Source organism: Candidatus Vesicomyosocius sp. SY067_SCS001, assembly GCF_014706615.1.
Classification (GTDB): domain Bacteria; phylum Pseudomonadota; class Gammaproteobacteria; order PS1; family Pseudothioglobaceae; genus Ruthia.
Genome location: NZ_CP054877.1, coordinates 908,519 through 932,512 on the forward strand (window position 1 = coordinate 908,519; position 23,994 = coordinate 932,512).

The window sequence follows — 23,994 nt, forward strand, 5'->3', positions numbered from 1 at the left end:
CGTTAATACCCATGACAAAACAACATAATTTTGACGTTCTAATTATTGGTACAGGTAGTGCAGGATTAATGAGTGCATTACAATTATCAAATAATTTAAATGTTGCACTAATTTCCAAAGACAAAATATTAGAAGGCTGTTCATACTATGCGCAAGGCGGTATATCTGCTGTACTAGACATAAATGACAACTTTACTACTCATGTACAAGATACCTTATTAACTGCAGCAGGCTTAGGTGATGAAACTGCCATTCGCTTTATGGTTGAAAACGCGCCCAAAGCCATTGCCTCATTAGAACATTCTGGAGTTAAATTTACCAAAAATAAAAATAAAAAGAATTATCATCTAACCACTGAAGGTGGTCATAGCCGTAGAAGAGTAGCACATGTTGCTGATAAAACAGGACAATCAATCCAAACTAATTTGCTCAAAAACGTTAAAGAAAAAAGTAATATAACACTTTTTGAAAGCTATATTGCCATTGATCTATTAATCAAATCCTACGACTGCTATGGCGCTTATGTTTTAAACAAAAATACCAATCAAGTTGAAAGTTTTATCTCTCATAAAACTATTATTGCCACAGGCGGAGCATCAAAAACTTATCTTTATACCTCCAACCCAGATACATCAACAGGTGATGGTATTGCAATGGCTTATCGAGCAAAATGCATTATTACTAATATGGAATTTACCCAATTCCATCCTACTTGCCTTTACCATCCACATGCAAAATCTTTTTTAATTACAGAGGCGCTTCGTGGCGAGGGTGGTAAATTAATTTTACAAAATGGTAAAGCTTTTATGCATGAATTTGACAATCGAGAGGAACTTGCACCACGTGATATTGTTGCCCGTGCAATTGATGTACAAATAAAAACCCATGGATTTGAATGTGTTTATTTAGACATTTCATTTAAAAACAAAATCTGGATTAAACAACACTTTCCAACTATTTACAAAAAATGCAAGTCACTTGGTATTGATATCTCTAAAAATGCTATCCCTGTTGTACCTGCAGCACATTATACATGTGGGGGCGTACAAACTAATCTTGACGGTCAAACTAATATAAACAATCTATACGCCATTGGCGAAGTTGCACACACTGGTGTACATGGTGCTAATCGTATGGCAAGTAATTCTTTATTAGAATGTGTAGTATTTGCTAAATCTTGTGCCAATTATATAAATCAACAATCAAAAACATTAACATATAAAAAATTTAGTCAGTGGGATGCTTCCAAAGTAGCACCTTCAAAAGAAAAAGTAGTCGTATCACATTTATGGGATGAAATTCGCCGTATTATGTGGAATTTTGTTGGTATTGTACGTTCTAACAAACGCTTAAAATATGCACAGTATCGTCTGAATCAAATTCAGACAGAAGTGAACGATTACTACAAACTTTATTTAATATCTAGTAATTTAATTGAACTAAGAAATCTTATTCAAACCGCACAGCTAATTGTGAAATCTGCAATTTTTAGAACAGAGAGTAGAGGATTGCATTACAATGAAGATCATCCACAACAATCAAATCATCCAATTAATACTATAATTAAAAAATCATGATTCTACCCATCTTAAGCCACCCTGATAAACGCTTAAGAATCAAAGCCAAAAATGTAAATATAGTTAATAAAACCATACAAACTTTAATCAAAAATATGTTTGAGACTATGTATGCTAAAAATGGTATTGGATTAGCTGCCACCCAAGTTAACCAACATCTACAAATAGCAGTTATTGATGTACCAAACTCTCAATTTTTATTTAAAAATCGAAAAAATGACTCGCATAAGTTACTACAAAAACAACACCCTTTATGTTTTATCAACCCAGAAATTAAAGAAAAAGATGGACAAGAAAAACACACTGAAAGTTGTCTATCTGTATCAGATTTTCAAGCAGAGGTTCAACGTGCTAATCATATTAAAGTTAAAGCACTCAACGAAAAAGGTGAAATATTTACCCTGCAAGCAACAGGACTACTTGCTATTTGCATCCAACATGAAATAGATCATTTAAAAGGTATTTTATTTGTTGATTACTTATCCAGACTTAAGCAAAAACGACTTCTAGAAAGAATAAAAAAGATGACTAAGATCTAGAAACTGATACTAATCAAAATTAACAACTGCAAACTCAATCTCCAAATATTACTAACTGTCATACAATCCCAAAGATATGGCATAAACAACCACATAAAAAACATTCACTCAACATAATAACAGTTAGGATTAAAATAGTCTAATATGAAACTTTAAAGTTATAAATATCTTCTAAAAACTGTTAAATTTAATGTACAAATTATGGGTTAAGTCTGTAAGAATAGAAGGTTATAGAAAACACATACTTTTAGTATATTACACACCTTAACAAAAAATATATTCAGTAATCTTGGAAATACATTAACCAAATTAGTACTTAAAAATAATTCCACCTACTTGAAAAGTACCTGAAATAATTATGATCTAAACTAATTTATTAGCATGTATTAATACAAAACTTAAACATTACTTATTAAACAATTATAGGATAAACAAACAAGCACCATACATAAATATAGGTACCAATAATATAAAGTCTGTTGTAATTAATTTATAATACTTACTCGACTTAATTAACCATAATCAAAGAAAAGTTTTAAGAATTTTAGATATTAATCTTGTCACGTTAAAAAAAATTAAACGATACAAACTCTAACACTTTATAATCATTGCTTAATTAACATAAAATTTTAAAAAAATAAAATGTCTATACAACGCGCTTTAATCAGTGTTTCTAATAAAAATGGAGTTATTAATTTTGCCCAATTCTTAGTAGATAAAAATATCGATATTATTTCCACAGGTGGTACAGCAAAACTTTTGATAGAAAATAATATTCCAGTAATTGAAGTCTCAGATTATACAATGTTCCCTGAAATAATGGCAGGTCGGGTTAAAACTCTTAACCCTAAAATTCATGGCGGGATTTTAGGACGTCGTGGAATTGATGAGGATATAATGGCACAAAACAACATTAAGCCAATTGACTTAGTTGTAGTTAACCTATATCCATTTCAAGCAACGATTGCCAAAATTGATTGTACATTGGAAGATGCAATTGAAAATATTGATATTGGTGGCTCAGCAATGCTTAGATCAAGTGCCAAAAATTATACATCTGTTACAGTTATAGTAAATAACACAGACTATCAAAAAGTTATGGATGAAATCAGCGAATTAGGCAATACTACACTTAAAACTAGAGCTGCACTAGCCCTTAAAACATTTGAACATACTGCCATGTATGATGGTGCAATTGCTAATTATTTAGGAAAAAATAAAGATGGTTTCTCTAACATCATAAATCTACAATTTAACAAGGCACAATCAATGCGTTATGGTGAAAACCCACACCAAAAAGCCGCGTTCTATGTTGAAAGTAACTTATTAGAATCTTGTTTGGCATCTTCTATTCAATGTCAAGGTAAAGAAATGTCATATAATAATATGGCTGATGCTGATGCTGCCATTGAATGTGTACGTAGTTTTAACAAACCTTGTTGTGTGATTGTTAAACATGCCAACCCCTGTGGCATAGCTGTTCGTAACAATATTCAAAATGCCTATTTAGATGCTTTTAAAACTGATCCAACCTCTGCATTTGGGGGAATTATTGCCTTTAACAGACCACTAGATAAAAGCACAGCTCAAAATATTATTGATAAACAATTTGTAGAAGTTATTATTGCACCAAGTGTACAAACACAAGCTAAACAAGTACTATCCACTAAACAAAATATACGCGTACTAGAATGTGGTAATTTAAACACAGCAAAACCTTCTTTAGATTATAAACGTGTAACTGGTGGTTTATTGGTACAAGATAAAGACCTAGGCATTATCACAAAAAATGATATAAAATGCGTCAGTGATTTAACACCTAGCAAAGACCAAATAGAAGATTTATTATTTGCTTGGAAAGTTGCTAAAGTCGTTAAATCAAATGCTATTGTTTATGCTAAAAATAAAATGACTATTGGGATTGGTGCGGGTCAAATGTCCAGGGTCTACTCTGCTAAAATAGCTAGCATTAAAGCTACTGACGAGGCTTTCATTATTGATGGATGCGTAATGGCGTCTGATGCTTTTTTACCATTTCGTGATGGTATTGATTCAGTAGCACAAGATGGCATTAAAGCCATCATCCAACCAGGTGGTTCAATACGTGATAAACAAGTTATTAAGGCAGCTAATGAGCACGGCATCACAATGGTATTTACAGGTATGCGTCATTTTAAACATTAATTTCAAATAGATATTACTAAAATTTATCCACACAAATTAATAAGGATTTATTAGGTCTTTTCTTATAATTACAAAAATAAATATTTAAGATAATATAACTTAAAAAAAATGAAACTAATAAAATAAATAATTGTTCCAAAAAAAATAATCAATTAAATCTATTGGTGTTTATTAAACAACAAATATTTTTTCTATGAAAGAACTCTCACTTTAAACGATCTTCCTTTTAATTTATCATATCTTATCTTTCTTAATGCCGTTTTAACCAATTTTGAATTAACTGCAACATAAGACCATTGGCTAAGCACATTAATTTTTCCAATCTGATTAAAAGCAATCTCCTTTTTTTTCCCAGTTAATCCACCTACAATATCACCTGGACGTAATTTTTGTTTCTTACCACCGTCTATCTTTAGGGTTATCATGGATGGTTTTTGAATGGGGTTATCTAGATAATGCTTACCTGGTAATGAATCTTGACTAATATTATCCCCATAAACTAATTTTAATGTATCAAGTTTATAGGTCTCTCTATTACTATACAAAGTACAAGCAATCCCAAAATGACCTGCTCTACCAGTACGTCCAATACGATGTGTATGAACTTGATCATCATGAGCAATGTTAAAATTAATCACCATATCAAGTGAGTCAATGTCTAGACCCCGGGCTGCCACATCAGTTGCCACGAGAATAGACACACTTTTATTAGAAAATCTAATCAACGCCTGATCTCGTTCTCTTTGGTCAAGGTCACCATGAATAGCTAATGCATAGAATCCATAATAAGCCAACTCATTAGAAACTCTTTGTGCATCTAGCTTAGTATTACAAAATACTAAGCTAGATTCAAGTTTATATTTTGCCAACAAAAGTCTCAAAGCCATCATACGTTCACTATCTGTATTGATTTCATAGAAATATTGCTTAATAGTTGATCTTTCATGTATTAATGGCACCTTAACCATAACAGGGGACCTCATCACGCGCTGCGTGATATTTATAATAGTATCTATATAGGTCGCACTAAATAATAAGGTTTGTCGATTAGTAGGTATTGTTTTAATAATATTGTCAACAGATTCTTGAAAACCCATATCTAGCATACGATCTGCCTCATCAAGAACTAATGTATTAACATAACCCAATTTAAGCGTACCTTTTCGTAAATGTTCTTCAATACGCCCAGGCGTACCAACCACAACATGCACACCATGTCTTAATGAACCAATTTGAATTTCAAAAGACATACCGCCACACAACACCACAACCTTAATATTATTAATAACTCTAGCTAATTTTTGAATTTCAACAGCTACTTGATTAGCCAACTCACGAGTTGGACACAAAACAATGGATTGCACTTTAAACAATTTAACATCAAGTTTTTGTAACAAACCTAAGCTAAATGCTACTGTCTTACCTGAACCTGTCTTACCTTGACCAATCACATCTTTACCAGATAGAATAATTGGTAAACTCAACTCCTGAATAGGTGTCATTAAATCATAACCTAAAATCGTTAAATTTTTTAACAAATTTGGATGTAACTTCAATGAAGAAAAATCAGTAGTATTCAAAATAATAAAAGTTAATTAATACAGAATAAATTTTACGCCAATCTTTTATGTTAAAGCTCTTATACCAATAATTTATAAAAGCTTATTTATTTTAAATACTCTATAAAAATATATTTTTTTAAAAAAATTAAAATAATTCTTATATATTATATTTATAATTTATTATATTCTCTAAACTAATAAATAAATACACCAAAAACAATATAGCTTACTATTTAACTAGACCATTTTAAAATAAAAATACCAAAATAACCTTCAAATTTTATTCTTGCATCTTATGATTCAATTTTAGCATAACACAATACCTATGAAAAAGTTATAATTATTATTATGAAAGCATTAAGACTCACACTTAGACAAAAAAGACACACTATTAATCACAACGATCGAAAAAAATTTGCCCAATTCTTATTATTTCAAACACAAAAATTAACCACTTTTAAACGTGGAGAAAAAATTGCTATTTACCTGCCAAATGATGGTGAAATTGACACTAAATATATTGCTAACTTCTTAAAAAGACAAAATTTTAGTATATATTTACCAAAACTAATTGGTAAAAAACTTAAATTTGCAAAAGTTAATAAGTTTTTTAAAAAAAATATATTTGGCATTAAAGAGCCTATTTACACTCAAATTTTAACCACTAAACAAATGAATATTATCTTCGTACCACTAGTTGGTTTTGATAAAAATAAAAACCGAATTGGAATGGGTAGTGGTTTTTATGACCACACCTTTGCCTTCAAAAAATACCAACAAAATTATAAAAATCCAAAACTTTATGGTTTAGCATTTGATTGCCAAAAAGTAGATAAGCTCAACACCAACCCTTGGGATGTAACACTTGATGCAATCATAACACCAACAAAAATTTACAATAAATAAAAATATGAAAATAGTTTGATTTATACTATTAATATTAGCTTCTTCCAGCTAACTTATAACTACATTAATATTCTTACATATTCAACTCTGATTATTTTATCAAATCTAAATATTTAGTTTAAATTAATACAACTCTTTTATACCAATATAAAACAATAAGTTCTGATTTTACGGTCTAGCATGTAGAATCTTTTAATTTTTCTTATCAGTATTATATTCTGCGGCTAAATTTATTTCAGTTTATTTTTAAAAAATAAAAATACTAAATCAGTAGCACTGTTCTTTTATAAAAATTAACCTAATGAAACATTAACACTAATTCTTCCATAATCTTCTAAGATTATTTTAAAGTTGCTATAAAAATCAAAATATTAATTATTTATTAAACCTGTAAGACTTATCAAGTGTTTAAGTGGGTCTTACATTTTGTAAGAAATAATTGATAATATTAATAATATTCTTTATACTTCTATATCTTCTAAAAAATAAGCATTAGTAAGAGAGAGTGTTGTAGTAACTAATTTTTTAAAAGGAACTATACTAAATATTAAATAGTTTATTTCCTGAAGCTTGTTTTTGAAAGTAAGACTTTAAAGTCTTACTTTCATTAATTAAATTCATGCCAAAACCCCGCAACCATCTAAGTGGTTCGTTATTCTCTTTATAAATCCAATTAAGTCCAGTCATAGTCTTTGCCATAAGTTCATTGTTTAATCTTCTGGATCTAGCATATTTTCTTAATACTAAATAATCACCTAAAGGTTTATGATTAGCTTGTATTTGTTGTGATAATTCAATAACATCAGAAAAACCTAAATTAACCCCCTGACCTCCAAGAGGGTGAATATTATGCGCAGCATCACCAATTAATACTAAATTACGTTTTATATAATCTTGTGAGCTACGCTCAATGAGCTTAAAAGATTTAATATCACTAACAACTTTAAATCGACTAAATTTATATTCAACACCTTTAGAAAGTCTATCGGCAAACCGCTTAACTGAAAGTTGTATAAGCTCATCAGCTAAATTATTTTCTGCTGACCAAACAATGGATGCTTGTTTATCACTTAAAGGAAGTAAAGCAATAATACTATCTGATAAAAAACGTTGCCAAATTGTATTCTGAAAACTTTTTAAGGATTCAATATTACAAATAATAGCTTTTTGTTGGTAATTATTTTCACTAAATTCAATACCTGCTAATTCTCTAACATTTGATTTAGCACCATCTGCACCAACTAATAAACTACACGTTATTCTATGATTACTATTCAAATCAACCTGATAACCATTATCAATTTTATTGATAGCGGTAAGTTCTGTACAAATAAACTCAACACTAGTTTTCTCTAATATTGTATACATTGCAGATTGTATAGCATCATTTTCAATAATATAACCTAATTGATTAATATCTACATCTTGACTATGAAAATCTAAACTACCATGAGAATTCTGATCCCAAATATGAATATCGGTAAACTTATATTTACGCTTAATTAACCTCCAAACACCAATATTTCTTAATAACGTTTCTGATTTAGGTGTAATTGAACTAACACGTGTATGATACTTATCCTGTAATTTTGGATTAAAATAGTTAGGATCAATAATAACAATCTTTAACCCTTTATTAATCATAGATAAGGCAAATGCCTGTCCCACCATGCCACCACCAATAATAACAATATCATATCGTAAATTATTTACAGAACTCATTACACTGCTCCTGCAATAGTCATTTGCTGTATCAGAACAGAACCAACTTTAATATTATTACGATAATCAATATCCGAACCAATGTGCTCAATACCTAATAGCATTTCTTTAAGATTACCAGCAATTGTAACACCTGATACTGGATATTGAATTTTACCATTATCTACCCAAAAACCCAAAGCACCACGAGAATAATCACCAGTTGTGTCATTCACACCTTGACCCATCAGTTCAGTTACAACTAAACCTTGGTGCATATTTTTAATTACCTCATTAAGACCACCTTCAAATTTATGTTCAATCATAACATTATTCACACCGCCTGCATTTGCTGTAGTTTTAAGACCTAACTGATTAGCTGAATATTGTCCCATAATATAACTTTGAACCTGACCGCTCTTAACAAAATATTGTTGTTTTTTTAGCACGCCATCTTGGTCAAATGCTTTAGAGCCAATAGTTTTCTTAACCAGTGGTTTTTCTAATAAACTAATACTACTAGGCATTACTAACTGATCAATACTATCCAATAAAAACGTTGATTTTTTATATTGTCGAGTGCCATTTAATGCACCCATTAATTGTGAAAACAATTCACCAGATAAACGTGGTGTAAAGATAACTGGACATTTTCTTGATTCTAAAGACCTTGAAGCAAGCTTATTAACAGCTAAATTTGCTGCCTTTTTACCTACTACTTCTGGCGACTCTAGATCAAAATTATCCAATGCTACTGTATATTCATAAGCCTTTTGCATATCTCTACCTTGTTTAGCAATAATAGAACAATGTAATGAATGCTTAGTACCTTGTTGCGCCACCATCATACCATGTGAATTAATATATAAATCCTTGCCTTGAAAGCTTGATAATTCAGCACCATCTGAACTATCAATATATTTTTGCTCTAACGCAGCTGTTTCACAACGTTTAGCTAAATCAACACTATGGGTCGGATCTAAATCCCACGGATAATACATATTTAAATCAGGAGGATTAAACGCCATTAACTCTTTTGGTGCCAAGCCATTAAATAGATCTTCTTGTGTATATTTAGCAATTAGACAAGCAGATTCTATAGTTCTACCAATACCATTCTTATTTAAATCAACACTAGATGCATGTCCTTTTTTATTACCCATATGAACATTAATATCAAACATTTTATCTAAATGATGTTCTAAAGTTTCAATTTTACCCAATCGAATAGCAGTGGAAACGCCAGAGCTTGAACTTAAAAAAATTTCATAATCAGTAATATCATACTTTTTTAATAAATCAATAGCAAATTGTGCAGTATTTTCTAGTGAAAATGACATAATGAAATTATACCAAATAATAAAAATATATTAGCTTAGAAAAATGAATAATATCATATATACCCATAAATACCATAGATTGAATCGGCATCCATAGCGCTATGATTCCCAATATAATAATCAACAAACCAGATAAGCGCCGAATCCAAGGTTTTTGGATTAAAAAACCCAGCTGAGTAGATAAACCTGACATTAACAACAAGCTTGGCAACGTCCCTAGTCCAAATGACAACATAATTAAACCGCCTTCAAACATAGAACCAGATAGAATAGAAAAGCTAAGTGCTCCATAAACTAACCCACAAGGAACCCCTCCCCATAACAAACCAATAAAAAATGCACTTCTAAGATTTTTAATTGGTAAGAACTGTTGAGTTAATGGCTGTAATTTTACCCAAAATTTAGCGCCAAATTTTTCCAATATTTGAATGTTGAATGACCAGTTACCAATATATAGCCCAACCATCACCATCAACATGCCTGAGAATATTCGCAAAACCTTATCAAACACACTCATTTGTAAGACTTGAGTTAATATCATTCCAACTAAGCCAAAAATAGCACCTATTAGTACATAACTTAAAATTCTACCAAGGTTATAATTTAGATGAAAAAGTACTATTTTTTTTGGATTATTCCTAACTTTTGGGTCAAGCCCAGCACTAAGCATACCCACTATACCACCACACATTCCTAGGCAATGCACTCCACCTAATAGTCCCATTAGAAACACACTAATAAGAATACTCATTAAACATTGTTACCATTCATAGAACGTTCTACTTCAAGTAAATGAATACGTCTAGAATCAGTTTTTAAAATTTTAAAATTAAAACCTTGTAACGATATTTCATCCATTTGCTCAGGCAAACGAGTAAATCCTTTAATTACCAAACCAGCTACTGTATCAAGATTCTCAACTTGTAATTTTACCTTAAAAAACTCATCAAATTCCTCAATAGGAGTATTAGCCTTAAGCACAAATCTACCTTCGCCAAAATCAATAATATTATCTTCTTCCAAATCATGTTCATCCTCAATCTCTCCTACGATTTGTTCTAATACATCTTCTAGCGTTACTAAACCTGCAATTTCTCCATATTCATCCATCACAATTGCCATATGTGATTTTTTTTGTTGAAAATCTCTTAATAATGCACCAAGGGTTTTACTTTCTGGTACAAAAAGAGAGTCTCTTAAATATTGCTTATAATTAAACTCAAAGTTCTGCTCTTCTGCTAAAAACCCAAGCAAATCCTTAGCCAAAATTACACCTTGAATTTTATTTTTATCACTATTAATGATAGGGAATCTAGAGTGTGAGGATTTAATCATAATATCAAGTAATTCTTTAGTGGTTGATTGATGCTCAATCATCACCATTTTGGATTTTGGCACCATTACATCACGAACTTCTAACTTTTCAAGTTGCATTGTACCTTCAATAATTGAGCGAGAATGAGAGTCAATGATATAATTTTCCTCCGCTTCTTTAAGCATTTTCAAGAGTTCGTCACTTGAACGTAGCGGTATATGCAGGCAACGTTTTTTAAGTCTTTGTAAAAAGAAGGATTTTAGTGAAAATTGTTCTTTATTCATTAACACCTATATAAATTATAGAATTATTTTAACAAAGTTCAAGTTTTTTTACCACTACGCATCATTTTTCCTTGTGCAGCCCTCTCCTTACGTACGACTTTAGGGTCAGCAATTAATGGACGATAAATTTCAATCCTATCTTTTTCCCTAAGCACCTTGTCAAGGTTAACAATTTTACCAAAAATACCAGTTTTTTGTTTAATAAGATCAATCTCTGGGTATATACTCAATATATTAGACAACTTAATTGCTTGCTGTAAAGTTGTTCCTTCACTTATTTCTAATTCAAGCAAAGTTTGCCTATCTCTTAAAGCATACACGACCTCAATTTTCATCGCAAAGTTGTTGTGCCTGTTTAAAATCAAGCGTACCTTCATAAATTGCACGACCAGTAATCACACCCATAATACCAAAATGTACCTCGGTTAATAATCCAATAATATCTTCTATATTAGTAATTCCTCCTGACGCGATAATAGGGATTGAAATTTGCTTAGCAAGATTAACTATTGCCTCAACATTCATTCCCTGCATCATTCCATCACGTGCAATATCTGTATAAATAATAGAACTAATCCCATCTTGTTCAAATTTTTTAGATAAATCTACCACATTTAAATTCGTTTTTTGTACCCAACCTTTTGTCGCTACAAAACCATTATTTGCATCCAAACCTACAATCACCTTATTAGGGAATTCACGACACAATTCAGATACAAATTCAGGGTTTGTTACCGCCATTGTACCAATAATTAAATAACTAATTCCTGCTTCAATATAAGTATTAGCAATTTTAATATTGCGAATACCACCACCAATCTGAACTGGCAAATCAGGAAATGCCGATACAATCTCAGTTACACTAGCTGCATTAACAGGCCTTCCTTCAAATGCACCGTTAAGGTCCACTAAGTGCAACCTACGCGCACCTTGCTCCACCCACTGCATTGCCATTTCAATAGGATTACTAGAAAATACCGTCGTATCCTCTATCAAACCCTGCCTTAAACGAACACACTGTCCATCTTTTAAATCTATTGCTGGAATAACAATCATATTTCTCTTAATTATTGTATTAACAATATCCAATCACTTTAACCCAACATACTGATTGATATACTAACCACTTTTAAAGTTTGATAATAAACCCTAATAGATAAGCGCAGATTATTAATCTATACATTTTAATAGACATTTATTTTCCTTATTCTTCTATTCTCATATTATAACTTTTAGTTAATTATCTTTCTATATAAGTTTTACTATTCTAAATATATTTTAGATTTTATATTTTATATTACCTACTATTAACAATAGGAAGTTTATATTTAACACTATGTTAATATACTCAAGTAACAACCTATATTAATTTAATTAAGATATTTGTGATATAAGATTTTATTTACACTAAAACTACATTAACTGTATTTACATACTCTATTTAAATCAAAAATTAACATAATATTTACAACAATAATGAAACTTTTCTAAGTTAAAAAAGTAAATTTGCTATTATAAAAATCAGCAACAATTAGTAATATACTATGTAAATTACATAGTATATAAACTACCTCTTACTCCAGAATATAGCAGCAAATAAGTATCCAATTTATCTCATTTAAGAGATTGTTATAGTTTAATAATAAAGAATAAATTAAATGTGTACCATTCACAAAAGAAATAGTTAATTTAACCACTCTTTTATTAAAATAAAAACTAATCTTCTAATGCTAGGTTTTATCCCTATAATTAATAGCAATTTAGCTTGCTTCTTTGAAAATATTGTTAAACCTTTTAAATTGTTATTAATCTAGTACTTTATCATTTTGCTATATATATAATAATATATATATATATAATTTATAAAAATAGCAGCTATGCTAGCTCCTCTATAAAAAAATTTCCAGATATAGTTACCATTCAAAATAAATAATATCATCAAACTTAACATAAAATGTTATCATCAAACTTAATATAGTTTATATTATTTTCAGCAATCCATCTTCTTAAGAAATGGCATATTTTTTCTTGCTTAGCTACTATATTCTTCTTCATTTATAAGACCTGTCATGAAACCTACAACAAGTAATGATTTTCTATTTTATAATAGTATCTACTGATAAAAACAAACTAAACCATAACAAACTACAGTAATGACTTTTTGCTTTCGAGTAAGAGTGTTAAAGAATATTATTAATATTAGGAATTAATAGATAAATCAAACATCATTATAAACTTCAAGATAGAATATCGTACTATCATCATAGTTATATTGAATCAATAACTTTCAGCTGATTATTCTAACCATTTCTCTAATTTATATTATTTTAAGGATCATTATCCGAAATAATAGTAATTAATTACACTAATAGGCTAAAAATTTACAGGGAAAATATTTATTAAATAACGCAAGATAAATGAATCTTTAGTTGAAAGAACTATGGATTTGTTAGTAATTAAGTAAGTTTTAAATACTTTAGCAGTACTATGCTTGCATGATTAAAAATAAATGTTCTATAAAAATAGTTCTACATGAAGAAGATAGGTTGACTAACAATAAATTATACCCACTACTTATGGTAATAATTTCAAGTACATATTTAGCTTAGCATGATATTAATTCTTAACTCAAAAGGATTATTATTGTCAATCAACTAACTATTAAATAAATTTACATGTATAAATAATAGCTTACCAACCAATAAACGTTATAATACAAGAATTGATTTTGTAAGATACTTGACTGGCTTAACTAAATTACAATATTAACTAGTGATATAAGTTGTATAAAAATGATCCATCTAATCCCAATCATTCATAAAATTTAAATAAGCTAAAGTCAACATCTTATTTAATTTATTCAAAATCCAGTAGCAATCCAGTAGTAATGTGAAAATTATATTATAGTAAACTTACAACAATCATCCATTTTGTAACAGATTTAAACTTTAAAGTCATAAATCTACTACACACATAATTTTTACTTCTACGTATCGCTCTTTCAGACAAACCAATTCTCGGAAACTCTAGCAAGTAAACCTCTTAGATATACACTTCAATGGTTACCAATGTGATATATCACGACTTAATCAACACACAGAAAACAATTTATTTAATTTGACTCAATTCTTCTACACTCCATCTAGGCTTAATATTAATTTCATAATTGATATCGCACTGTCCATGGCTTAAGCGAAAATGCCCAGCTAAAGCTATCATAGCACCATTGTCAGTACAAAACTCTTGCCTTGGATAAAAGATATTTACACCCACTTTTCTACCCATTTGGTTAAGTTCCTTACGCAAAGATAAATTTGCACTAACGCCACCTGCAACCACAAGTGTTATTCTTCCAGTCTTCTCTAATGCCCTTCTACACTTAATCATAAGTATTTGCGTAGTAGCAACTTCAAAAGATTTAGCAATATCTGATTTTTTATTAGGATGTTTAGTAAAGGTATTACGTGCAAACGTTTTTAAACCACTAAAACTAAAGTCAAGCCCAGGACGGTCAACCATTGGAAGTGGAAACTTAAAAGTATTAGTATTGCCTTGTTTAGCAAGCTTTTCTAAAGCAGGACCACCAGGATAACCTAAACCTAAAATTTTTGCTGTTTTATCAAAAGCCTCGCCTACTGCATCATCTAAGGACTTACCTAAAATCTTGTATTGGCCAATGGCCTTAACATCAATTAACATAGTGTGGCCACCTGAAACTAACAAAGCTACAAAAGGGAATTTAGGCTGAGACTCTTCTAATAAAGGTGCTAGTAAATGTCCTTCCATGTGATGTACAGCTAAAGACGGAACACCCAAACTCCAAGCTAAAGATTTAGCCAACGCACTTCCTACCAAAAGCGCACCTGCCAAACCTGGTCCAGCTGTATAAGCAATGCCATTTAAATCTTGTAAGGTAAACTTTGCATTTGTTAAAACTGTTTTAATTAAAGGTAATATTCTTTGAATATGATCACGCGATGCCAACTCAGGAACCACGCCACCATATTCGCTATGGATTTCAACAGATGAAAATAATTGATGACCAATAAGGCCAAACTCAGAATGGTATAATCCAACACCTGTTTCATCACAAGAACTTTCTATCCCTAACGTAATAAAGTTAAGTTTAGCCATTTATTAATCCTAATGAATGTACATTGTAAAGATAGGATCATACCCCTCCTAAATAAACTTCACGAACCCTTTCATTGTAAAGAATTTGTTCTTTACTACCCTCTGCAATAATAACCCCATTATGTAATACATAGGAGTTATTACAAGTATCTAGCATTTCACGATAATTATGATCCGTAATTAAGATGCCAATATCTTGATCTTTCAAATAGAAAATAATTTTTTGAATATCTACTACAGAAATTGGATCAACTCCTGAAAATGGCTCATCAAGCAATATAAATTTTGGATTCATTGCTAGCGCCCTAGCACTTTCTACTCTTCTCCTTTCACCGCCAGATAAACTAACGCCGTTAATATGGCGAATATGTTCAATACTAAACTCTCTTAATAATTTCTCCAATCTGTGTACTCTCTGTATTTTATCAAAATTAGAGTTTAGTTGTAACACCGCCATAATATTGTTTTCCACAGAAAGATTACGAAAAATAGAAGGCTCTTGAGGTAAATAACTAAGCCCTAAATCAGCACGCTTGTGCATTGGTAAATGATCAATTCTCTTATTGTTTAAGTATACCTTTCCTGAATTTGCCTTAATTAAGCCACAAGTAATATAAAAACAAGTAGTTTTTCCTGCGCCATTTGGACCTAACAATCCAACTACTTCACCACTTTTCACAAAAAATGACACATTATTAACTACAGTCCTACCTGAATAAGATTTACTAATATTTTGTATTATTAGAGCGTTACTAGTCATAATAACAAATATTAATTTTTTTAACAGTTCTAGTCATTAACCTCACCAAATAATAAACAAGAATACGTAAATATTAGAATACAAAACACTACTATTAATATTGAGTAAAACTTAATTTAAAACAAAATCTAAAGAGTAACACATTAAAAATAATATTTCTGGTTACAATAATATGAATATATTTAAAAACATCAAAAACATCAAAATCCTAAAAAGATAACTCGGTTACAAATGAAAAATTAACTAAAATTAAAATAGATTTTTTACTAAAATGATTAATAATTTTATCTAAAGTGAGTAAGAAAATTATCACACTCTATAGAAGTAACATTACTATAAGATATTAGTTAATCATAAATTATTCTAAAAGATTTTTTAATTAAAAAAATATTTCAATAATAGACACAATAATAAACTAAAAACCGCATTCAATCAACACTAACAAAGATGTAAAAATTCAGATGAATAAACCAGTTTAATGCCATATTGAGTTTCAACTAACAAAACTCCTTCGTGATTGATACCAAGACAAGTACCGCTAAACAACTGCATTTTATTTGTATGCTTAACCTGCTTACCTAATAAATAATCTATTTTAGACCATTGGTTATAAAACTCATCAAAACCACTTGATTCAAAAATATCCAGATATTCTAATATCTTGTTAATTAAATTTTTACTTAAATGGAACTTATTAATCGGTATTAAAATTATTTTTTTTAAATCTATCCAAGGTGTTTCACACTGAAAATCTTCATTAAAATCAACATTTAGTCCTAAACCAATAATGACTGAATGATAATCACCTTGAAGTGAATTCTCAATTAAAATACCTGCTAGTTTCTTACCCTTAAAATAAAGATCATTTGGCCATTTGAGTTTCAAATCAAAAACACCATATTTTTCTAACACATTGACTAATGCAAGACCAACCACTAAGCTCAATCCGCTTAATAAAATTCTACTAAGAAAAACACGACGTATTGATAAAATAATACTTGAATCTTTCTGACTCAACCATTTCCTATTATATTGGCCTTTTCCACGAGTTTGCTCAGAAGTAACGCAAACTTGCGTTTTCATACAAAAAGCTAACTGGGCTAGATAATCGTTAGTGCTAGATATTGAATCAAAAACAAAACATTGAATATCATCACTCAAACAACTTGATAGATTTGTATAATTATAGGTATTCAAGCAGAATAATAAATCTTAACTAAGTTATAATTTTTATAAATTTACGTTTAGCAACTCCAAAGGTTATTTTTAATAAATTTCTAAGTTATCAACTATTGTTATATGTCCATTTTCAAAAAAAAGTGGGTAGAAATGATATTTTGATGATTATATCCAATTTGCTTAATACAAAAACTAGTCATACCTATAATTAATAATAAATAGCATTAGTAATAAAAACACTCTATTACAGAGTCCATATTCTGTATCCATTTCATATCAACCAGCTTATAATCATGGGATTAATAGCAAACTCTATCCACTCCTGATTCAAATAATTAAACCAAAAAAAGTAACTTACTAAACAAAATTCTAAACTTAACCTACTAGTCTACTTCATATGGAATCTGTTTCAGGTTAAGCTAGAAGACTTTAGGTACTATCATACAAAAAACCAAAAACATTGATGAATGTTCATTCATGTTTCATACTAACCAATTTAATTGGTTTAAAATAAATATATTTATTTGACACATTATATCATGAAAATAGCATTAGGAGTTGAATACTTAGGCACACATTTCCACGGTTGGCAGTGTCAAAAATCTAACATTAGGACTGTACAACAAGTAATAGAACAAGCTTTATCAAGTGTTGCCAATCAACCTGTGAGAGTGTTTTGTTCTGGTAGAACCGATACTGGTGTACACGCCACCTGCCAAGTTATTCATTTTGAAACTAACATCAAGCGTAAAAATAAGGCTTGGCTATTTGGTGGCAATGTTAACCTGCCAAGTGATGTTAACTTCACTTGGATAAAGCCCGTTGATGATAATTTTCACGCACGATTTAGTGTTATCAGCAGACAATATAATTATAAAATACATAACACAAAAATCCGTTCTTCTATTATAGCAACTCATTCATTATGGGAACCAAGAAAATTGGATATAATAGCAATGAATAAAGCCGGGCAATATTTAACTGGAAAACATAACTTTTCAGCCTTTCGAGGAAGTTTATGCCAAGCAAAATCCCCCATTAAAACCATTGAATTTATAAAACTAACCAAGAATGATGATAATATTTTACTAAACATAAAAGCCAACGCCTTTTTACACCATATGGTACGCAATATCGTTGGTACACTGCTAAAAGTAGGTAAAGGAGAAAAACCCATTGAATGGGTGAGAGAGGTTTTGAATAGCAAACAACGAAAACAGGCCGGACCTACCGCACCACCACAAGGACTTTACTTTATTAAAGCTTTTTATAAAAATCTTTAATGCTAAGAAGGATAACGTTTAAACATCACATTTAATATATTAATAAAGCAATCAACAAATGAATTTATTAAAAATATATGTTAAATAAATTTGCACAAACAACAGGCTTACTCAAAAAATTACTTGTAAGAAGAAAATAACTATCACTAGGTTTAAAAACAGATATTTTTAATCAGTAACACTTATTAGCAGTGATTAGTAATGTTATGATTATGGTATAATTTTCTTATTATTTTGTACACTCTTTAAAATTAAAATCATGTTCAATAAAAAAAATATTTCAGCTATTATTTTTGCTATTTTTGCCGTATGGCTCTCAACAATTGCACCAACTACTTCTATTTCTTGGATGTTGGGTGTTCTCGTATTAACAATTTACTTATTTGCTTTTGAAGTGGTAGAGGTTGATGAAGCTGCTATTACCATTATGATTATTTTAGGGCTAAGTTCTTTACCATGGATTTATACTTTAATGGGACTAAAAGAAGGATTAGTTGACAATCAAAGACTATTTGATGGATTCTCTTCTAATGCAGTTATGTCAATTATTGCAGTTATGATTATTGGTGCAGGTTTAGATAAAACAGGATTAATGGGAAAGGTTGCTACTTTTATTCTTAAAATAGGTGGCACCTCTGAACCAAGAGTGATTCCAATTATATCTTCTACTGTTGGATTTATATCATCTTTTATGCAGAACGTTGGTGCGGCTGCATTATTTATCCCTGTTGTAAGTCGTATTTCATCACGTTCAGGCATTCCGATGTCACGATTATTAATGCCAATGGGATTTACAGCAATTTTAGGCGGCACAATAACCATGGTAGGTTCTAGCCCTTTAATCTTACTTAATGACCTAATTTTAACCACTAACCAAGGACTAGAAGTTGGACAGGAAATGAACACATGGGGTTTATTCTCTGTCACACCAATAGGTATTGCACTAGTCATAACAGGTATTATATATTTCGTTATTGCTGGAAAGTTTGTCTTACCTGTAACTAAAAAAGAACAGTCAGAATCTGTATCCGCCATTGAACACTTTCATAAAGTTTACAATATAGACTATGATTTATTTGAGGTTAATGTTCCTACAGATTCAAAATTAATCGGCATGATGCTTGATGATATTGAAACAACTGCTAAAATTAGAATCATCGCAATTCAGACCATTGAAGGAGAAACATTTATTGGGCATCATTCAGTTGAAAGGAGTACTGCAATTAAACCCCAAATGACCTTAGGTGTTTTAACAAAAAAAGAGCATTTAGATACTTTTGTCCAAGAATTTCATCTTAAACTATCAGACACAATTGAAAAATTCTCCAATTTACTATCCACACAAGAATGTGGCACAGCAGAAATTGTTATCCCACCTAATTCTTCTCTCATTAATCAAAGCGCTAGAGACGTATGGTTACGAAAAACTTATGGAATCGCCATGGTAGCCCTACATCGTGGCGGCAAAACCATGCAAGAAGGTGAAGGTATTCGTAATATACCATTTCAATCTGGTGATACGTTAATTGTCCATACACGTTGGATTGACCTTGATAGACTACAATCAAATCCTGATTTTATTGTTATTACTTCTGAGTATCCAAGACAGGAAGAATACCGACCTGAGAAAATCAAATGGGCAAGTATTTTCTTTGTCATTGCGCTTTTCTTAGTCTTATTTACAGATATTAAACTTTCTATCGCTCTTATGACTGGTGCTTTAGGTATGATTTTATCTGGTGTTATTAAAATAGAAGAAGCTTATCGCGTAGTTTCTTGGAAAACAGTATTCTTATTAGCCAGTCTTATTCCACTAGGCATGGCTGTGTCAAAAACTGGCACTGCCCTATGGATTGCACAAGAAACAGTTAAAGTAGTTGGAGATATGGCACCTTGGGTCATATTAACCTCAATTGTAATATTGGCAACTTTCTTTACATTAGTCATGTCTAATGTAGGTGCAACTATTCTCTTAGTACCTATTGCCGTTAATATTGCTATTCAAGTAGGCGAAAATCCTGCAGTTTATGCACTAGCAGTTGCTATTGCAACTTCAAACTCATTTTTAATTCCTACTCACCAAGTGAACGCCTTAATTATGGGTCCTGGTGGTTATAAAGTAGCAGATTTTATCAAAGCAGGCGGCCTTATGACAGTACTATTTATCATTGTGATGATGTCAATGATGAGCATCATCTTTTAATTAATTACTCTAACCCTTAACTTAAGTAGAGAGAAACGTTCTTAACGAGACAAAAAATTTAAATTCAATACAAGCAAAAAAAAGACTGATTGATGGTAATCAACGTTTTATTGATGGCACTACTGTATTGCATCATCAATTACCTCCACATAAACATATAAAGAATATACAAGATCAAGAACCTTTCGCAATTATATTAGGCTGTTCTGATTCACGAGTACCTATTGAGACTATCTTTGACCAAAATTTTGGAGATTTATTCATTATTCGTATTGCAGGCAACATAGTAGCACCATCACAAATGGGTAGCGTTGAGTTTGCAATATCAAAATTTAAAACAGTCTTAATCGTTATACTAGGACATTCTAACTGTGGTGCTATTAACGCAACCATTGATGAATGTATAAATAAAACACATTTATCAAGTAGTCTTCACTCTATTACTGATAGAATAAAACCATCAATCTTACCTTTAATTAACTTAGATTTACCCAATCATGAATTAATAAACAGAGCTGTTAAAGTTAATATTATTAATTCTGTCAAACAATTACAAAGCCAATCAACAGTGATTAAAGAATCTATTAAGAGTAATAAACTAAGGATTATAGGTGCCAACTATTCTTTAACATCAGGTATGGTTCAGTTCCTGACTTAATTTTCTTAAGATTTTGTGATTGAAACCAAGTTGTTTAAAAATTCTCATCCCAATCAACTAAAATAGTTTGATTATTTATATCCACTTGTATTAAAAATGGAGAAATATAAGGCACCCAGTGCTCTTTTACACCTCTAACTATAAGTACACTATTCGAACCAGTATCAACTAAATTAAGAACCTTACCAAGAACAATTTGTGTTTTATTAACTACTTCTAAACCAATTAAATCATTCCAGTAGTATTCACCTGCTTTTAGTCTTAATAATTGTGATTTTTCAATATACAAGTTAGTATCTATATAGACTCTAGCTTGTTCTTTATCAAAAATATCTTTGATTTGTGCTACAATAGTTTTAGCTTGCACACGACCTTGGGAAATATTTAAAGTTTGCCAATGACTATCGACATTTATATACCACGGTTGATAGGATAAAATATTCACCCTTGGATGAGTATGGGAGAAAACTTTAACCCAGCCATTAACACCAAAAAACCCATTAATCTTTCCGATTAATAGCTTTTGATTATTAGATATTAAAGACTCTGAATTACTCAGCGAGTTCTACTGATTATGCTATTAGTTTAGATAAAATCAAAGATTTTTTGCTAACTTGACAGCAATACCTTGGTCTTTAAACTCTTTGACAAGCCGCTTAACACGATCTGAAATTTGAGCACCTTTTGATGTCCAATATGCTAACCTAGCTTCTTCGATAATAAGCCTAACTTCTTGTCCATGGGTAACTGGATTAAAATATCCAAGTCGCTCAATATAAGAACTATCTCTACGTCTCCTAGAGTCTGTTGCTACAATTGAATAAAAAGGTTTTTTCTTGGCTCCACCACGAGCTAGTCTAATTTTAACCATGGTTTTATTCCTAATTTATATCATATAATAATATACTTATACATTACGGCATAAGATTAATTATTATATCAGTTTTTTTATTGCATTTGCTAATTTTTGTGCATCGCCTGTATAAGTCATAGGTGTTAACTCAAACAAGGTTATCTTAGCTTCATCTGGTATATCAAGATCTTTGACAAATTTTACCAACACTTGTGCATTAATTGTTTTGCCACGAGTTAGATCTTTAAGTTTCTCATATGGATTTTCAATGCCATAACGACGCATAACCGTTTGTATTGGCTCAGCCAATACCTCCCACGAATTATCTAAATCCTGAGTTAATTTAGCCTTATTACTCTGCAACTTGCCAATACCCTTAATAATAGCTGCATACGCTACCAAGCAATGTGCACAACTAACACCTAAATTCCTAAGTACAGTTGAATCTGATAAGTCTCTCTGCCAACGTGAAATCGCCAACTTATCTGCTAAATGCATATTAATCGCATTTGCAATACCTAAATTACCTTCACCATTTTCAAAATCAATCGGATTGACTTTATGTGGCATGGTAGATGAACCTATTTCTCCAGTAATAATTTTTTGTTTGAAATAACCAAGAGAAACATAACCCCAAATATCACGACAAAAGTCAATCAAAACTGTATTAAAACGATTAATAGAATGAAAATACTCTGCGATATAATCATGTGGTTCAATTTGCGTAGTATACATAGCATAATTAACACCAAAACTTTCAATAAAATTCTGAGAAATATACTGCCAATCTAAATCTGGATAAGCACAAATATGTGCATTAAAATTACCAACAGATCCATTAAATTTACCCATAATTTTCACACTTTCTAACTGCTCTATTTGTCTTTTTAAACGATAAGCAAAATTAGCCATCTCCTTACCTAAAGTGCTAGGAGCAGCTGTCTGTCCATGTGTGCGAGACAACATAGAAATTGAGACATTATTTTCTGCCAATTTAGCAATGAGTGATAATAATTCACGCATCTTAATTAGCATTACATTACGTCCTTCTAACAACATAAGCGCATATGACAGGTTGTTAATATCCTCAGATGTGCAAGCAAAATGAAGAAACTCACTAACCGCTTCAAGCTCGCTATTTTCTTTAATCTTATCTTTTAAAAAATATTCAACCGCTTTAACATCATGGTTAGTTGTATGTTCAATCATCTTAACCTTTTGAGCATCAATCAATGAAAAATTAGTAATAATATCATCTAAAAACTTAGTTGCTTCTTGACTAAAAGAAGATACTTCTTTTATATCAATATTATCTGCCATATCTTGTAGCCACTTCACCTCAATTAAAACACGATATTTAATTAAGGCGAACTCACTAAAAATAGAACTTAGTATTTCAGTTTTTTCAAAATAACGACCATCAATAGGGGATATTGCTGTTAATTCAGTGAGTTTCATAAGACTATTTGGTATAAAAATTAATTATTCATCATATAAAAAAATAAGATTATGATAT

20 protein-coding genes are annotated in these 23,994 nt (G+C 30.5%); 7 read left to right on the plus strand and 13 right to left on the minus strand.

Features of this window, described 5'->3' with window-relative positions; genetic code table 11:
• Positions 1-11: 11 nt before the first annotated feature.
• The 3 genes from nadB (at position 12) to purH (ending at position 4,300) form a co-directional block, all read left to right on the plus strand.
• Positions 12-1,577, plus strand: coding sequence for an L-aspartate oxidase (gene nadB, locus HUW60_RS04380; RefSeq protein WP_190600317.1), 1,566 nt, complete (start codon positions 12-14; stop codon positions 1,575-1,577).
• Complete coding sequence (gene def / locus HUW60_RS04385) at positions 1,574-2,116, plus strand: peptide deformylase (RefSeq protein WP_190600318.1); 543 nt, start codon at positions 1,574-1,576, stop codon at positions 2,114-2,116. Before nadB ends, def begins: the two co-directional genes overlap by 4 nt.
• A gap of 642 nt (positions 2,117-2,758) precedes the next feature.
• On the plus strand, positions 2,759-4,300 hold the full coding sequence (gene purH / locus HUW60_RS04390; protein ID WP_190600319.1) for a bifunctional phosphoribosylaminoimidazolecarboxamide formyltransferase/IMP cyclohydrolase: 1,542 nt from the start codon (positions 2,759-2,761) through the stop codon (positions 4,298-4,300).
• A gap of 191 nt (positions 4,301-4,491) precedes the next feature.
• Here the strand turns inward: purH and dbpA are convergent, their stop codons facing one another.
• Complete coding sequence (gene dbpA, locus HUW60_RS04395; protein WP_190600320.1) at positions 4,492-5,880, minus strand: ATP-dependent RNA helicase DbpA; 1,389 nt, start codon at positions 5,878-5,880, stop codon at positions 4,492-4,494.
• A 330-nt stretch (positions 5,881-6,210) separates the two neighbouring features.
• On the opposite strand from dbpA, the gene HUW60_RS04400 reads away from it, so the two are divergent.
• Positions 6,211-6,768, plus strand: coding sequence for a 5-formyltetrahydrofolate cyclo-ligase (locus tag HUW60_RS04400; protein WP_190600321.1), 558 nt, complete (start codon positions 6,211-6,213; stop codon positions 6,766-6,768).
• Between the two features lie 540 nt (positions 6,769-7,308).
• On the opposite strand, the gene HUW60_RS04405 is transcribed toward HUW60_RS04400, so the two are convergent.
• The 9 genes from HUW60_RS04405 to HUW60_RS04445 form a co-directional block, all read right to left on the minus strand.
• Positions 7,309-8,490 (minus strand): FAD-dependent monooxygenase, encoded by a 1,182-nt coding sequence (locus HUW60_RS04405; protein ID WP_190600322.1) that lies wholly within the window; start codon positions 8,488-8,490, stop codon positions 7,309-7,311.
• The gene (locus tag HUW60_RS04410) at positions 8,490-9,809 is read right to left on the minus strand and encodes a metallopeptidase TldD-related protein (protein WP_190600323.1); all 1,320 of its coding nucleotides are present in this window, start codon (positions 9,807-9,809) and stop codon (positions 8,490-8,492) included. The genes HUW60_RS04405 and HUW60_RS04410 overlap by 1 nt, the downstream gene beginning before the upstream one ends.
• 7 nt (positions 9,810-9,816) lie before the next feature.
• The gene (locus HUW60_RS04415) at positions 9,817-10,560 is read right to left on the minus strand and encodes a sulfite exporter TauE/SafE family protein (protein WP_190600324.1); all 744 of its coding nucleotides are present in this window, start codon (positions 10,558-10,560) and stop codon (positions 9,817-9,819) included.
• Positions 10,560-11,408, minus strand: coding sequence for a CorC family transporter (locus HUW60_RS04420; RefSeq protein WP_190600325.1), 849 nt, complete (start codon positions 11,406-11,408; stop codon positions 10,560-10,562). The genes HUW60_RS04415 and HUW60_RS04420 overlap by 1 nt, the downstream gene beginning before the upstream one ends.
• Before the next feature lie 38 nt (positions 11,409-11,446).
• Positions 11,447-11,743, minus strand: coding sequence for an RnfH family protein (locus HUW60_RS04425; RefSeq protein ID WP_190600326.1), 297 nt, complete (start codon positions 11,741-11,743; stop codon positions 11,447-11,449).
• Positions 11,733-12,464, minus strand: coding sequence for a 1-(5-phosphoribosyl)-5-[(5-phosphoribosylamino)methylideneamino]imidazole-4-carboxamide isomerase (gene hisA / locus HUW60_RS04430; RefSeq protein ID WP_190600327.1), 732 nt, complete (start codon positions 12,462-12,464; stop codon positions 11,733-11,735). Before hisA ends, HUW60_RS04425 begins: the two co-directional genes overlap by 11 nt.
• 2,052 nt (positions 12,465-14,516) lie before the next feature.
• Positions 14,517-15,542, minus strand: coding sequence for a tRNA (adenosine(37)-N6)-threonylcarbamoyltransferase complex transferase subunit TsaD (gene tsaD, locus HUW60_RS04435; RefSeq protein ID WP_190600328.1), 1,026 nt, complete (start codon positions 15,540-15,542; stop codon positions 14,517-14,519).
• Positions 15,543-15,579: 37 nt separating this feature from the next.
• The gene (lptB, locus tag HUW60_RS04440) at positions 15,580-16,302 is read right to left on the minus strand and encodes an LPS export ABC transporter ATP-binding protein (RefSeq protein ID WP_190600329.1); all 723 of its coding nucleotides are present in this window, start codon (positions 16,300-16,302) and stop codon (positions 15,580-15,582) included.
• A gap of 438 nt (positions 16,303-16,740) precedes the next feature.
• Complete coding sequence (locus HUW60_RS04445) at positions 16,741-17,499, minus strand: biotin--[acetyl-CoA-carboxylase] ligase (protein ID WP_190600330.1); 759 nt, start codon at positions 17,497-17,499, stop codon at positions 16,741-16,743.
• A gap of 521 nt (positions 17,500-18,020) precedes the next feature.
• Here HUW60_RS04445 and truA point away from each other — a divergent pair.
• The 3 genes from truA to HUW60_RS04460 all read left to right on the plus strand — a co-directional run bounded on the left by truA (position 18,021) and on the right by HUW60_RS04460 (position 21,625).
• Complete coding sequence (truA, locus tag HUW60_RS04450; RefSeq protein WP_190600331.1) at positions 18,021-18,764, plus strand: tRNA pseudouridine(38-40) synthase TruA; 744 nt, start codon at positions 18,021-18,023, stop codon at positions 18,762-18,764.
• A 259-nt stretch (positions 18,765-19,023) separates the two neighbouring features.
• A complete protein-coding gene (locus HUW60_RS04455) occupies positions 19,024-20,967 on the plus strand; it encodes an SLC13 family permease (RefSeq protein WP_190600332.1) in 1,944 nt (647 codons plus the stop codon).
• A gap of 67 nt (positions 20,968-21,034) precedes the next feature.
• Positions 21,035-21,625 carry a carbonic anhydrase gene (locus HUW60_RS04460; RefSeq protein ID WP_190600884.1) on the plus strand — a complete coding sequence of 197 codons (591 nt, stop codon included), beginning with the start codon at positions 21,035-21,037 and terminating at the stop codon, positions 21,623-21,625.
• A 34-nt stretch (positions 21,626-21,659) separates the two neighbouring features.
• Here HUW60_RS04460 and rimM read toward each other — a convergent pair whose 3' ends face one another.
• From rimM to purB, 3 genes are all read right to left on the minus strand, one after another.
• Entirely contained in the window at positions 21,660-22,184 is a 525-nt protein-coding gene (gene rimM, locus HUW60_RS04465) for a ribosome maturation factor RimM (protein ID WP_190600885.1), read from the minus strand.
• Positions 22,185-22,220: 36 nt separating this feature from the next.
• A complete protein-coding gene (gene rpsP / locus HUW60_RS04470; RefSeq protein ID WP_190600333.1) occupies positions 22,221-22,496 on the minus strand; it encodes a 30S ribosomal protein S16 in 276 nt (91 codons plus the stop codon).
• A gap of 63 nt (positions 22,497-22,559) precedes the next feature.
• Positions 22,560-23,936, minus strand: coding sequence for an adenylosuccinate lyase (purB, locus tag HUW60_RS04475; protein ID WP_190600334.1), 1,377 nt, complete (start codon positions 23,934-23,936; stop codon positions 22,560-22,562).
• Positions 23,937-23,994 lie beyond the last annotated feature (58 nt).

Excerpts from the sequence above, each read along its gene's own strand:
- nadB (WP_190600317.1), top strand. The coding sequence starts at position 12 with ATGACAAAACAACATAATTTTGACGTTCTAATTATTGGTACAGGTAGT.
- def (WP_190600318.1), top strand. The coding sequence starts at position 1,574 with ATGATTCTACCCATCTTAAGCCACCCTGATAAACGCTTAAGAATCAAA.
- purH (WP_190600319.1), top strand. The coding sequence starts at position 2,759 with ATGTCTATACAACGCGCTTTAATCAGTGTTTCTAATAAAAATGGAGTT.
- HUW60_RS04400 (WP_190600321.1), top strand. The coding sequence starts at position 6,211 with ATGAAAGCATTAAGACTCACACTTAGACAAAAAAGACACACTATTAAT.
- HUW60_RS04405 (WP_190600322.1), bottom strand. The coding sequence starts at position 8,490 with ATGAGTTCTGTAAATAATTTACGATATGATATTGTTATTATTGGTGGT.
- HUW60_RS04410 (WP_190600323.1), bottom strand. The coding sequence starts at position 9,809 with ATGTCATTTTCACTAGAAAATACTGCACAATTTGCTATTGATTTATTA.
- HUW60_RS04415 (WP_190600324.1), bottom strand. The coding sequence starts at position 10,560 with ATGAGTATTCTTATTAGTGTGTTTCTAATGGGACTATTAGGTGGAGTG.
- HUW60_RS04420 (WP_190600325.1), bottom strand. The coding sequence starts at position 11,408 with ATGAATAAAGAACAATTTTCACTAAAATCCTTCTTTTTACAAAGACTT.
- HUW60_RS04425 (WP_190600326.1), bottom strand. The coding sequence starts at position 11,743 with ATGAAAATTGAGGTCGTGTATGCTTTAAGAGATAGGCAAACTTTGCTT.
- hisA (WP_190600327.1), bottom strand. The coding sequence starts at position 12,464 with ATGATTGTTATTCCAGCAATAGATTTAAAAGATGGACAGTGTGTTCGT.
- tsaD (WP_190600328.1), bottom strand. The coding sequence starts at position 15,542 with ATGGCTAAACTTAACTTTATTACGTTAGGGATAGAAAGTTCTTGTGAT.
- lptB (WP_190600329.1), bottom strand. The coding sequence starts at position 16,302 with ATGACTAGTAACGCTCTAATAATACAAAATATTAGTAAATCTTATTCA.
- truA (WP_190600331.1), top strand. The coding sequence starts at position 18,021 with ATGAAAATAGCATTAGGAGTTGAATACTTAGGCACACATTTCCACGGT.
- HUW60_RS04455 (WP_190600332.1), top strand. The coding sequence starts at position 19,024 with ATGTTCAATAAAAAAAATATTTCAGCTATTATTTTTGCTATTTTTGCC.
- rpsP (WP_190600333.1), bottom strand. The coding sequence starts at position 22,496 with ATGGTTAAAATTAGACTAGCTCGTGGTGGAGCCAAGAAAAAACCTTTT.
- purB (WP_190600334.1), bottom strand. The coding sequence starts at position 23,936 with ATGAAACTCACTGAATTAACAGCAATATCCCCTATTGATGGTCGTTAT.